The organism is Moorena sp. SIO3A2 (genome assembly GCF_010672265.1).
GTDB classification, from domain to species: domain Bacteria; phylum Cyanobacteriota; class Cyanobacteriia; order Cyanobacteriales; family Coleofasciculaceae; genus Moorena; species Moorena producens.
Window position 1 is genome coordinate 83,843 of record NZ_JAAHHC010000021.1, and the last position, 13,487, is coordinate 97,329.

Genomic DNA, 13,487 nt, shown 5'->3' on the forward strand with positions numbered 1-13,487 from the left:
TTGAGTGATCTAGATGATATTAATACACTATCGGCATTTCCACAATTTGAACACCTATTTCCCAAAATGAGAATTGCTGAGCAATGACTAATGCCAACGGGTAGCTGGCATTATCTATTCTTGATTACTTCCAGCTAACAACACTTCCCCTTGCCTGATTCGTTGGGCAGCATCTAGTAACACGTCTTCTAGATAGGGTTTGGTAAAATAGCCTCTAGCACCGAGATCAGCAGCTACTTTCCGGTGTCGATCAGCACCACGAGAGGTGAGCATGGCCAGGGGTATTTCACACAAATCTGGGTCTTTTTGAAGGCGAGATAGCAGTTCTAAACCATCCATTCTGGGCATTTCAATGTCACAGAATACGATCTCGCAAGGCAAACCAGACCGGAGTTTATCCCAGGCTTCTTGACCATCACGGGCTTGTTCTACCCGATAACCAGCTTTACTGAAGGTCATAGAAAGCAGTTCTCGGACTGTGATTGAATCATCCACAATCAACACCATGGGATCAGATTTGATGAGATTGACCTCGGCTCCGCTGGCAGTCGGAGTTTCCATCCTTTGCCAGATCGCAACACCACCATCTTTACGAATCCGACCCATAGCAAGGTCAATCAGTTCTAGGACGTCAGCAATGGGCATTACTCGACCATCCCCTAAGACGGTCGCCCCGGTAATGCCTACTGGCTTGGGTGCAGGGCCTTCGATTTGCTTAATAACAATTTCTTGCTCCCCCAATACCTGATCAACCTCTACGGCGAGCATGTTACCTGTACTGCGCAGTACCACCACAGAAATCAGGTTGTCTTCCCTTTGGCTGCCATAGACGCTCGCCCGGCTGAGTTGGCTATGGTAGGTCAGCAATTCTGAGAGGGGTTTGAATGGGATCTGGCTGTCCCGCCATTGAAGAAAGGCTTGACCTTGAGAATTGGTCTGAATGCAGTCAGGGGAGACATCCTGCATGTCTTCGACCCCATCCATGGGAAAAGCAATTCTGGCGCGATCGCTTACACAGCAGAGGGCTTTACAAATACTCAGGGTCAGGGGTAAGCGAATGGTAAAGGTGGTTCCTTCCCCGAGAGTAGAGTCGATAGTAATGGTTCCCCGAATTTCACTTAAGCAGGTGCGCACCACATCCATGCCTACCCCTCGACCTTTGGTGTCAGTCACTTTCTCAGCAGTGGTGAACCCAGGGTGGAAGATAAAATTGAACAACTCCAAGTCGCTCAGGGTTTTTGCCTCAGTTGGGGAAATGAGATTCTTTTCAAGGGCTTTAGCTCTAATTCGATCTGGATCAATGCCCCCCCCATTATCCGAGATGGAAATCACCGTCTGATTTCCCTGGTAGAATGCCCCGAGGGTGATTTTACCCGCCCTAGGCTTCCCTGCAGCCAGCCGTTCCTCTGGTAGCTCAATTCCATGGGTAATGGCATTGTTGACCAGGTGGGTCATAGGATCATAGAGGTGTTCCAAGATCATTTTATCAATCAAGGTTTCCCGCCCCTCAACGTGTAGCTCGGCTTCCTTGCCTTCCTGCAAGGAAATTTCCCTGACTGCACGGGGCATTCGGTCTGCTGCTTGGGCAAAGGGCACCATACGCGATCGCGTCAGTCCTTCTTGGAGTTGATTGGTTACCTGTCTGAGGGTACGAGTTACTTGGTCGGTTTCATCCACCAAAAACTCAATGTCAGACGCCGACTCCTTAACCCGGACAATCAGCTCAATGATCTCTTGGGATAGCAAATGGAAGCCTGTAAAGCGGTCCATTTCCAGGGGGTGATACTCTTCTAAGGTCGAGGAATTCTGGTTTCCTTGTTCCCGTTCTTGGATACTTGTAGTTCGGTAAATCTTACTACTAGACAATAGGGAATTTTCCAGCAGGGTTCGCTCATACAAATCCCGCATTTTCAAACCCACATCGTTGAGGCTCGATACCTGATGGGATAAATTATCTAAGAATTGCCGCAGCCGTTCTTGATCTTGCTCTAAGGTATTGCGACCAACCACCAGTTCTCCCACTAAATTGCTCAGGGTGTCCAGTTGTTTAACCGGTACCCGCATGGTTTGTTCAAATAGCTTAGACCTCGGACGCCTTGTTTGGCGAGACAGCTCCTGATTCATCCCTCCTGGAATAGCAGAGATGCTTTGATTTGCCTGCTGTAGCAAGTCCTCGAGGTCTTTAAAGTCATCCTCTACTGAATCCGCCTGATTGGTTTTCGGGGTTTCTTGGTCTAGGGAGTGGTTAGGTTCAGGGCTACTAGTTTCATTTAATAGGAGTTCTAGTTCATCAAATATTCTTTTCTGCTCTGATACCACCTCAGCAGTGGGTAAGGTCACATCCAGAGGTTTTATACTGTCAAAATCAACGTTTTGGTAATGTGCGGTAGCTTCTGCCAACAGCTGCTCTAATTGCTGCCATTGATCTTGGGTTGTTGGTAATGGTTTTGGTGATGAATCTGGTAATTTGTTTGATTTTATGGGATGGGATTTTCTATTTTTTCCTTTGACAGTTGGACTACGAGTGGGTGTAGACGCCTCACTGGGTCGAGCTGAAGTCGAGGTGGGCTTTGGAGACCCTGTGGTTGATGGGGAATTAATTGCTGGCTGTTCATGGTTTGCAGGGGGGTGATTTGGAATCAGCTCCAAGTCATTGACCAGATTTAAATCTTCATTCAGGTCGGTGTGGGTGGGGTCCGGGTGTGGGGTGCTTGGTGGGATAGGCTGCTGTTTGCCCATCCCATAACTATCTAATTTGGTGGGAGGAGTACTTTCCGAGCTTGAGCTATTTTCTTCAAAAAAGGTATCATCAAATAAACTACTTAATTCGTCCGCTGGGTTAGTTTTTTGAGTTAGGCTCCCCTCACTACTCCCAAAAGAAAGTAATTCTTCAAGGTCTTTATCTGTCAGGCTTGGAGTAAGGTTAGGTTGACTATCCTTTCGAGTTGACTCCCTTGACTGTAGTAACTCAAAGGCTGCTTCTTCTGGAAATTCCTCATCGAACAAACTGAGTAAATCTTCCTCGGTAGATTCTGCTGCCTCCGGAATGTCCAACTCATCAAGTTCTTTAATCAGGTCAGATAAATCCTGTGGTTCGTCTGTAGTGATAGAATTGTCTGATTGGCTAGACAACTGCTGGTTATCTGGAGCGATAATTTCTTCTTCTTGCCAGGTTTGATCCAAATCAGGGGTCTGACCTTCAAATATATCAGCTAAGCTATTTAGTTCTTCCATGCCAACTTTCGGTTCTCCAGCATCATCGGTCTGGTATGGGATGATATCAGTAGTTGGTTTTTCCACTTCCTCTATATCAGGTATATCTTCTAGGAAGTTATCTAGGTTAAATTCGTCTTTGATTACTGCTGGTGGCTGAGCATCTAGGTTGTTAGACATTCGGAAAGCATTAATTCCACATTACGCGCACATTTTTCACCTTTTGCCTTGGCAAGTTCGCCGCTTCCCTCTATGATAGTTGTGACATAATCCTACACTGACTCTGCTCTTACACAGCCGCTCCGCGAACGATTTCAGTGTAGGCTTCTTGCCAACTCCACCCAACGGTAACGGATACTCGGCAAGCTTTATTGACGACACGAGATGCCCCTCCGCGCCGGAAAAATACCAAAAAATTTTATCTATTTTAGCTAGTAGGTGGCGGTTAGCTCTTAATTTGATTACCCTACTATATTCATTATAGACGATAACAACAGACGATAACAAAGTATCAAAGTTCCTGTCCGCCATTCATCCAACTAACTAGCCAAGACGTAGCTTAACACGCGCCGCTCTATACAGACGAGGTTTTTTTGCCTCGCTAGGTAGATTTTTGATAACGTTTTTCTGACCTGAGCTCAACTGTGAGTTCAACGACTCAGAGCATTTAAGAATTTCTGGATACCTGAGAATAACGACTGTTTTTTTTGGGCAGATGGTATATTTTGAGCATCTTCTGGGCTAGTCGTGTTAACTAGACTTGCCTTAAGTATAATTTGATCAAGAGCCTCTGCTGTCGGTTTGCTAGGTTCTTCAGTCACCAACTGATACTCATCATCTATTTCTAGCCATACTTGCCACATAGAAGGATAACAACGCCATAGAGCACCCCCTGGAAAGGGTCGCAGATAATAACAAGACTCTAGGGTTTTCAGAAAGCGATCGCGTAACTGACGTGCGGCATAGCCAATCCCTACAATAGAGACATCTTCCAGTTGAGGATTTAGGATCACACAGGGGCGATCCCCCGCCAAATTGCAAATCTTTTCCACTTGGGCTACTTCCACGGCAGACGGGCCCACTAGCAAGAAAACCTGGTCATCATCTTCAATTCTAGTTTCTGCTGGGGAGCGACTGGTACCAACATCAGTAATTTTAAACGGTACCTCTCCCCAGTCACGAAGGGCAAGGGCTGAAGCACCGGTATCAGGAAAGAAGATTTTCAGTCCGGGGCCATACTGCTCAAAGATAGGAATAAATTCCTGGGCAATTGACTGGGCTTGGAGGGCAATTTCTGGAAAGACCAACTCCACTTGTACCCTGGTTTGACCGTCATCTAGGGCGGCTTTGGTCGCTTGTTTAGCTTGAGCGATCGCATCTTCTAAGCTCAAAGGAAGTTCATTCATGAGTCTGTCTGTGTGTTAATCAAAAACTCTAATATTAATGGCTTAAAAGAAAAAGGAAAACTAATGTCTCGCCACATTAATCGAGCGCCAATCCACCCTACCCATAGGAGCAATTGAGCCTTTTTTGAGCAAAGTTAGACCTTAGATAATTCTGGTTGTGGCATCAGTCGTTCCCAAATTTGCTTGAGTACCATCACCGTCCAATCTACATCAGCTTCTGTGGTATCTCGCCCCAGGGTCAACCGAATTCCAGCCAAAGCAGCTGGCTCGTTGTAACCCATTGCTAACAATATCGGACTTGGACTCAGTTTACCACTGTGGCAAGCTGAACCTGCACTAATACCAATACCAGCCTGATTAAACTGGCGCACTATAGTTTTGCCAGTCACCCCCCCAGTAGGGGAAGTCAAACAGAAACTAACGTGATGGGGTAAGCGATAGTCTCTAGAACCAGTGGCAATGAGATAGGGAGTATCAGCGAGTTGGTCAAACATGCGATCGCGTAATCGAATTAACCGAGGTGTCTCTGTTAGCATTTGCGCTGCTGCTAGTTCTGCCGCGATTCCAAACCCAGCAATTACTGGCAACGCCTGGGTTCCAGACCGCAATCGGGATTCTTGTCCACCACCGGAGATCAGGGGCACTAACTCTACACCAGGGCGGATATACAGTGCCCCTGCTCCCATCGGACCATAAATTTTGTGACTGGAAATCGACAGCAAATCCACCGGTAGTCGTTGAACATCGATAGATAGCCGTCCGGCTACTTGAACTGCATCGGTATGAAACAGCACACCCTGTTCACGAGCAATTTGTCCTAGTTGATCAATAGGTTGGAGTGTACCTACTTCACTTTGACCGTAGATGACGGAGACTAAAACCGTATTTGCCTGTAGGGCAGCTTTTAAATCACTGGGATTGACCCGTCCCAGAGAATCCACTGGTAGCCTGGTCACTTGCCAACCCCACTGCTCCAACATGGCCACTGGTTGAGCGATCGCAGAATGCTCTACACTAGAAATAATGATATGCTGGGGTTTTTTGTAGCCTTGGGCAACCCCCATCACTGCCAAATTATCCGCTTCAGTACCGCCAGAGGTAAATGTAATCGATTCCGCTGGTGCATTGATTAACCTAGCTACCTGTATTCTAGCTCGTTCCAGTACAATGGCCGCTCGCTGACCCCACTGGTGTAAGCTAGAAGGATTACCCCACTGCTGGGTAAGCACATCTTGCATAGTTTTAATGACTTCTGGGCGTGGTGGTGTGTTGGCGCTATAGTCCAGATAAATTTGCATGGGTTTTCAGGCAACCAGCTATCTCTATCTTAAGCATATAACCTTTCCAGGTCTCTCTCCAACTGATGACTAATAACTGAAAACTAATAAGTAATGACTAATAACTAACCACCTGGTTTACCAACATTATAGTCCTCGTGGGACAAAACCGCGTGAGGAACCAATAAGCTACCCTGGTCGTGACAAATCATTCGGTAGTTGCGCGTTACAGGAATACTGATGATCCAGCGGTTGTGGCGCAGCCGCTTGCCACCAAATTCTCTGTAATCCTGGTGATTTTCCAAACCAGCGATTATCCCACGGGCTTTGACCACCACATGGGTAGGAAGGTTTTTTAAGTCAATGGGATCATCTTCAAAACTAGACTCCCACTGCCGTTTTTGCTGTTTTTTCTCTTCCCGTGCTCGGTTTTTTTGATCACATCGGTGGCATGTTTTACCATACCCCTTGTGGCCACACGGGAATGTTTTCTTTCGTCTTGGCATAAGACACTAGTTCGGGTTAAAGTCCCTAACCCGCTAATTAGGCTTTGGTGTAAACCATTCCATAAAAAAAGGCAATTAGGGGAGGGAGTTGAACTTGATGGCAACTGATATCCCCTGGTATTTTATGTTAATTCAACAACTGCATCTATTTGAAGATTGTGCTGTTAGCATGGGGAAATCAGCTATCCAATCGGGTTTTTTGATGCCTTGAGTTCCCAACCAGCGTGCATTTACTGGAATTTGTATTATCTTTTGCTGATACTATTGATTTTGTGTGGCTGTCAACAAGCTCAGCCACAGGTGTCTCTTGAACCCCCTCTGCCCCAAGACCCTTGGGTTCAGGCTTACTTTAATCATAGTAGGTCAGCCCAATACACCGATCCTTACCGGGGAGTAACTCGGGAGGGAGATAACTTGGAGCAAGTGATTGTGGATGCGATCGCATCAGCAAAGTCCACAGTAGATGTGGCGGTTCAGGAGTTGCGTATGCCCAGAATTGCCCAAGCTTTAGTAGAACGTCAGCAAGCTGGTGTCAAGGTCAGAGTCATTTTAGACAATAACTACAGCCTTCCGGTAAGTCAACTGACCGCTGAGTCAGTGGCAAAACTCCGCCAAAGAGAACGCTCACGCTACAATGAGTCCCTAATATTGATCGACCGTGACGGAGATGGTCAGCTCAGTGCAACGGAAATTTCAGAAGGAGACGCTTTAATCATCTTAGGAAATCGTGGTGTACCTATGATTGATGACACAGCGGATGGTTCTCGGGGCAGTGGCTTAATGCATCATAAGTTTATAGTTATTGATAACAAAGTTTCTATTATTACCTCAGCCAACTTCACTCTTAGTGATCTACATGGTGACTTTCAGTTTCGAGAGAGTCGTGGCAATGCCAACAATCTACTCAAGATTGACAGTGTAGAGTTAGCTAAGCAATTCACTCAGGAATTTAACCTGATGTGGGGAGATGGTGCTGGCGGTAAACCAGACAGTAAGTTTGGTCTCAAGAAGCCATCGCGACCAGTAGAGCAGGTCACACTGGGGGATACAACTCTGGGGGATACGACTGTGGGGGATACAACTATCGCTATACAATTCTCCCCAACCTCCACTACCAAACCTTGGCATCAGAGTAGCAATGGTCTGATCGCTCAAATCCTTCCTCAGGCTAGGGAAACCATTCACATAGCTTTGTTTGTCTTTTCCGAGCAACGGCTAACTAATGTTTTAGAGCAATCCCATCAACAGGGTGTTAAGGTCAAAGCGCTAATTGAGCCAAGTTTTGCCTTTCGCTATTACAGTGAGGGTTTGGACATGATGGGAGTAGCTGTTACTCACAAGTGTCAATATGAGAGTGGTAACCGTCCTTGGCGTCAACCGATTGCTACCGTCGGTGTGCCTCAGTTGCCAGAAGGAGATGTCTTACATCACAAATTTGCCATTCTCGATGGAAAGACAGTGATTACAGGCTCTCACAACTGGTCAAAAGCAGCAAATACCAGGAACGATGAGACGGTGTTAGTTATTCATAGCCCTATGGTTGCTGCCCATTTTGAACGGGAGTTTCAACGCCTCTATGGTAAAGCAGTGAAGGGAGTACCAGTTAGAGTTCAGCGAAAGATTAAAGCACAGCAACAAAAATGTGTGCCTCTTGATCCACATTCTTGAGTAGAGCATACTATTTAATAGTTGGAATGATAGGTTATACCCCTCAATTAAATAGATGTGTTAGATCAAGTCCGGTTAATCACTTTTAAAATGGTCTGTTGCGTTTTGTTGTTAGTGATCAGTTATTGATAAAACTTCCACCAATCTGTCATGGCCTTTTCATAAATCGGTGTTGTCTGAGCAATAACTAGTGATCAATTATCAAGGAATTATAAGTATTCAACCGGACAGGATATCATCAGTTGACCGAACACTAAACCAGCTTTCTTGGTTAACACAGGTGTGCGCTGAGGTTATCTTAGGTTTTGGGGCTCAAGAATACAAAGTAGGTAAACCTGCTCGACCTGCTAACCTTAATCGATATCTAGGGTTTCCTGGGTGTCAGAAATTCTTAAAGCTGTCACGAGCAGCAAAACTAAGTTATTGAATTGCTTGACGACTTATATGGCAAATGCCACCTGGACTCGCCGCCATATTCTTGCCCTGGCTGATTTTACGCCAGATGAATACAATACAGTTTTACAAACTGCCTCTAGTTTTCGGGAAGTACTGTCCCGACGCACCAAAAAGGTACCTGCACTACAGGGTCACGTGGTTGCGAATTTGTTTTTTGAACCATCAACCCGTACTCGTAGCAGTTTTGAACTAGCGGCTAAGCGTCTTTCTGCTGATATCCTAAACTTTGCACCAGGAACGTCTTCCTTAAGCAAGGGCGAAACGATTCTTGATACAGCAAAGACTTACCTGGCAATGGGAACTAATATGATGGTGATTCGCCATCGGCAGGCGGGAGTTCCTCAAATTATTGCTACTGAGATGAATCGACTCGGTGTCCAGGTAAGTGTACTTAACGCTGGTGACGGTCAACATGAACATCCTTCTCAAGGATTGCTGGATTTGTTTACAATTTGTTCTTGCTTAGACTGGGATAATCCCCGCATAGAACTGCTTGCTGGAAAAAAAGTTACCATTGTTGGAGATATTTTGCACTCACGAGTTGCCCGTTCCAATATCTGGAGTCTCCTGGCGACAGGTGCAGAGGTTCATCTGGCTGGAGCACCTACCCTACTTCCGCAATTATTTGCTGAATACAGTAGTACTCGTCTCCAACAACCTAGGGTAAAGCAACAGCAAGAGTTATGGGCTAAGTCTAGCCTTGCTCAACAGCAGCAGTACACCGAAACCCCTGTGATTTTAAAAACAACGGTACCGATCACAAGTCAAGCCAGCCATTCCCTTACGTCTACGCAACAGTTACCAATTAGTCATCCTAAGCTCTATATTCACTGGGAGATTGAACCAGCACTAAAAGATGCTGACTTTGTCATGACCTTGCGGCTGCAAAAAGAACGTATGACGAGTCATTTGTTGCCTAGTTTGAGAGAATATCATCAGCGTTATGGGATTACCCGGGAGCGCCTCCAACTTTGCCAACCCAATGTTCACATTCTCCACCCTGGTCCAGTTAACCGAGGGGTTGAAATTAGTTCTGAGCTGATAGATGATCCCGAGATTAGCTTAATTCCTCAACAGGTGACTAGTGGAGTTGCGGTTAGGATGGCGCTGCTTTACTTAATCGGTAGTGGTAAGTTGTGACAGCTCATACCCTGAGTACATCAATTGCGCCAAGGTAAACCGTCACCATTACCCCATCTCACTGACCCCTGTACCAAACCCAAAATAAACTCTAGCAATCCTCTCCACTGCTGTTGACTAGCAGTGACTCCTTGCTTATGGATGTGTAGAATCAAATCTCGATCAGGATGGTTAACAATTTCCTGAGCATAGCGGTTGATCACATCACCATCTAGTTGAATCACAGTTTGGGCGCAAATTAAATCATTGATTGACTTGACATTTGCCCGTTGCTGTGAATTAGTTTTTAGCAATGCCTGATTCCGACTATCCAGTGCTGCTTTTAGTTCACTGAGCTTACGCAAACAACGCAAGAAACGATTGTTCTTAAGAATCTGTTGCGCTTGAAGCATTTCTTCTGAACTGCTGGTTTTAGTAGGGTTTGGTAGTCGGGTGTTAATTTGGTGCAATTCTAAGGTCGGGTCGGTGAGGATTTCTTGGCCTCCTCTAGCCTGCTCTAGAACAGTGGGATCATACAAGGGTGAATCGGGATCACTCAGAAGCACGGTGTACTCTAGTTCCAAGGTTTTACGTAACTCAAGGTAGCGATCGCGTAAAGACTGATGAATTCCCTGTTGCTCTAGATAGTCTGCTGAGATCGGGTAAATATCCCGGTAAGTTTCCCAGGGGATGAACTTATCTCCCTTAATTTCCTCCACTACCATGGTGTTAACTTCTAAAGCTGTGATGTCAATCAAGACATCCCCCAAAGAGCCATAAAATTCATCAAGGGTTTGACCTAATCTAGAGGTAACATCAGGTGCGACCCGTGGCGAATTTAATTCGCCAAGGTCAAGGGCACCTCGTTTGAAAGGTGATGTTGCATCAGTAGTTGCTGGTTGCTTACGGTTTCTGGTCTTGGTCACGGCCATCGTAATTGTATAGTAACTACCCTAATATAAGTGGATATAAGTGGAAGAATTATCGTAAGCATTCAGCAGTCAGCAGTCAGCCGTCAGCCGTCAGCCATTCGCTACGCGAACAGTAGTGTGGCCATAAGCCATAAGCCATAAGCCATAAGCCATAAGCCATAAGCCATAAGCCATAAGCCATAAGCCATAAGCTGATAGCTGATAGCTGATAGCTGATAGCTGATAGCTGATAGCTGATAGCTGATAGCTGATAGCTGATAGCTGATAGCTGATAGCTGATAGCTGATAGCTGATAGCTGAATGCTTACGAATTATCGATTTCGACTCCTCCATGGAATCAAAATCGACCTAGGGCAGTCTGTAGATCACACTTAAGAGTATGATGTAAAGCTTACTGCTTATCCTTTAGCGCCAGAAAAAGCTAATTACCCCCAGATTAATCCTCTTTTTTACGTGGTTTTTTAATAAATAGTGACTCTTCTAGGCTAGGCCAATTATCATCATCAAGTTTTATGGGCTCAGATTCAGTCTGTTGTGCCACAGGAAAGTCAAACAAATCTTCCATGAGGTCCTCAGATGCTTTCTCTGATTGATCGGTGATCTCAGAGATTTCTAGAAACGGATCTAACTCTTGAGATTCATCCTGATTAACTTTATGGTTATCAGTTAGGTCATCAGTTAGGTCATTGGTCAGTTCTGAAGTATCTGGATCTTCCGAAGGTGCCGATAGATCCAAGCTATTTCCTAGAGATGGATAAGATTCCAGTTCATCAGTTGGGAAATCATCCCAGTCTTCATCAAGTTCTAAATCTGTTGCTGATCCATTGAGATTGCTTGGTGCAGTGAACGGATTAGCGTTTTTCGTTAATGTATCCCACTCATTATCCTCAGAGACATCCAATGAATCTATCTCAGGAGTGGTCAATTCTAGTGATGACTCCTGCGGTTGTTCCAACATCCAATCATCCCAATCCTCATTTTCTTCTAGCTCCAATGATTCTAGGCTAAGGATGTTAGTTTCTGCATCAATCTGTTGTGTGTCTTCTTCAAACAAATCACCCCATTCCTCTTCTAATTCATGGTTTGAAGCCTCAGTTGTGGGTTCTGGTGATAATGGTGTTGACTCCAAATCTTCTAATGTCAGGAGTTCCCAATTTTGATTATCCACTGCATCGGATGGCTTTAAATCAGCAGGTTCCGATTGTTCTTCAACGAATTCCTGCCATTGTTGATCAATTTCTGCATCTGAAACGTCTTGGTCACTTAGCTCCTGATCAGGCACAGATTCCAGTAATTCCCACATCGAGTCATCCCAATCGTCCTGTTCAGTTTCCGCTTCTAATGCCTGGGTGCTATCTGTGGATGGCATCAGTGAGGATTCCAGTTCGGCTGAGGGGACTTCTAGCAATTCCGGCTCAGTTTCTAGGAAAGAGTCGGGACTAGCCTGGGTTTCTTCTGGAACTGGGGGTGGAGGTACCAAGATTGACTCCAGTTCTGGTGCCGTATCCGGTAGGAAGTCAGGAATAATCTCTGTTTCTTCGTCAATGGGGGGTGGAGTTACCAAGACTGACTCCACTTCTGGAGCCGTATCTGGTAGCAAGTCAGGACTAATGTCTGTTTCCTCTTCAATGGGGGGTGGAGGTACCAAGACTGACTCACTTTCTGACCACCTATCCTGTAGGAAGTTTGCTATTGCTTCTTCCTCCTCCAATTCAGTAGTTTCTGGCAATTCATTACTCTCAGTAATCTCTGGAAACAAACCAGCGTCAGAAACTACTTCATCGACTACTTCATCCACCAATCCAGGTTTTATGATTGGCTCAGTTACGGTGTAGGGATTAATCAATGAATCATCAAGGTTCCCTGGGGTAGGAGCTGTTACTGACTCAAGGTCAGCAGAGATGGTTGGGGGTGTTTCTGGTGCTGCCTGAGTCGGTTTGACTTCGGCTGGGGGAGGTTCTGCTACTAACTCCGAGGCAGACGCAACTGCTGCTGCTGCCAATCCAGTCCCCAAAACCGCTTTAGTAACTGTATCGACACGATGCTCTGTCTGTGACTCGACTGACTCGACTGACTCGACTGACTCTATGGCTACTCTAGTTTCAGTTACCGGTTCTATGCTTGGTAATAAATGGGTTTCACCCCTAGGGGATTCAGGCTCTATAACCCCAGTAGTGCTAGTTGGGTAACCTAGAGTGAGTAGAACCTCAAAGAGCTTATGCAGACTCTTGAGGTTGCTCTGAATAATTTGATTGCCTTGAGCCACCTGATCATTGTGAAATTGCCGCAGTTCTCTATAGCGACCATTGCCGATAAACTGGTCTCCTACTTCATTATCGATGGCACCGTTAATAGTATCAATGCGGGTACACATACGATGACCAGGTTTTGCCTGGGCTGCATCTAAATCCGTATTGGTGTCAGCTACCCAGGTGGTAATTTTCAAATCAACTGCTTCGCTCAGGGCTAGGACAAGAGCCTCTTTAATATTCCCTGTCTTAAGGTATTGTCTGAAGTCATCGCTAGGAGCCATAATAATATACTCGCGCTTATTAGGGTAGTTTTGTAATTTAGTTTAGATTGATTAATAATAAATAGTTTTTGATATTCCCACGTCCACCCTTGGGTTATAGTGGTAGGATTCTTTAAAGGATATAGCTTTTGTTGAAAGTTTCTCAGTGACTGTGAAGACCCAACCGTCAACCGTCAACAAACACTTGGTTATTTCAATTCTTTAGGTTAAATTTATATCAGACCACAACCAGTTAAGCAACCTAGCAGTGGCCATTACTGCTGAACACTTTGCCTGTCGCCGAAGTAGCAGATCACCTCAATACATTGATTCAATCTTAGGCTTACTGGGTTAGGCTTGCTGGTATGTTTGTGGTATAATTAATAGGTTTTGCGTGG

9 protein-coding genes are annotated in these 13,487 nt (G+C 45.5%); 2 read left to right on the forward strand and 7 right to left on the reverse strand.

Annotated elements, in window-relative coordinates; all coding sequences use genetic code 11:
* Positions 1-114: 114 nt before the first annotated feature.
* From F6K64_RS22415 to F6K64_RS22430, 4 genes are all read right to left on the reverse strand, one after another.
* Entirely contained in the window at positions 115-3,393 is a 3,279-nt protein-coding gene (locus F6K64_RS22415) for a hybrid sensor histidine kinase/response regulator (protein ID WP_287266333.1), read from the reverse strand.
* 470 nt (positions 3,394-3,863) lie between these two features.
* The gene (locus F6K64_RS22420) at positions 3,864-4,619 is read right to left on the reverse strand and encodes a DUF1995 family protein (RefSeq protein ID WP_008178282.1); all 756 of its coding nucleotides are present in this window, start codon (positions 4,617-4,619) and stop codon (positions 3,864-3,866) included.
* Positions 4,620-4,753: 134 nt separating this feature from the next.
* The gene (locus F6K64_RS22425) at positions 4,754-5,917 is read right to left on the reverse strand and encodes a cysteine desulfurase family protein (RefSeq protein WP_008178280.1); all 1,164 of its coding nucleotides are present in this window, start codon (positions 5,915-5,917) and stop codon (positions 4,754-4,756) included.
* Between the two features lie 104 nt (positions 5,918-6,021).
* Positions 6,022-6,402, reverse strand: coding sequence for a DUF7682 family zinc-binding protein (locus F6K64_RS22430; RefSeq protein WP_008178278.1), 381 nt, complete (start codon positions 6,400-6,402; stop codon positions 6,022-6,024).
* 252 nt (positions 6,403-6,654) lie between these two features.
* Here F6K64_RS22430 and F6K64_RS22435 point away from each other — a divergent pair, with 252 nt between their 5' ends.
* Positions 6,655-8,070: a phospholipase D-like domain-containing protein gene (locus F6K64_RS22435; RefSeq protein WP_353737201.1), complete on the forward strand. Its 1,416-nt coding sequence runs from the start codon at positions 6,655-6,657 to the stop codon at positions 8,068-8,070.
* A gap of 444 nt (positions 8,071-8,514) precedes the next feature.
* Positions 8,515-9,666, forward strand: a complete 1,152-nt coding sequence (locus F6K64_RS22440) for an aspartate carbamoyltransferase catalytic subunit (protein WP_287266334.1) — start codon at positions 8,515-8,517, stop codon at positions 9,664-9,666.
* Between the two features lie 20 nt (positions 9,667-9,686).
* On the opposite strand, the gene F6K64_RS22445 is transcribed toward F6K64_RS22440, so the two are convergent.
* The 3 genes from F6K64_RS22445 to F6K64_RS22455 form a co-directional block, all read right to left on the reverse strand.
* Entirely contained in the window at positions 9,687-10,577 is an 891-nt protein-coding gene (locus F6K64_RS22445) for a DUF8581 family protein (RefSeq protein WP_287266336.1), read from the reverse strand.
* Between the two features lie 90 nt (positions 10,578-10,667).
* Positions 10,668-10,910, reverse strand: coding sequence for a hypothetical protein (locus F6K64_RS22450; protein ID WP_287266338.1), 243 nt, complete (start codon positions 10,908-10,910; stop codon positions 10,668-10,670).
* A 103-nt stretch (positions 10,911-11,013) separates the two neighbouring features.
* Entirely contained in the window at positions 11,014-13,110 is a 2,097-nt protein-coding gene (locus tag F6K64_RS22455) for a hypothetical protein (protein ID WP_287266339.1), read from the reverse strand.
* Positions 13,111-13,487: the final 377 nt, after the last annotated feature.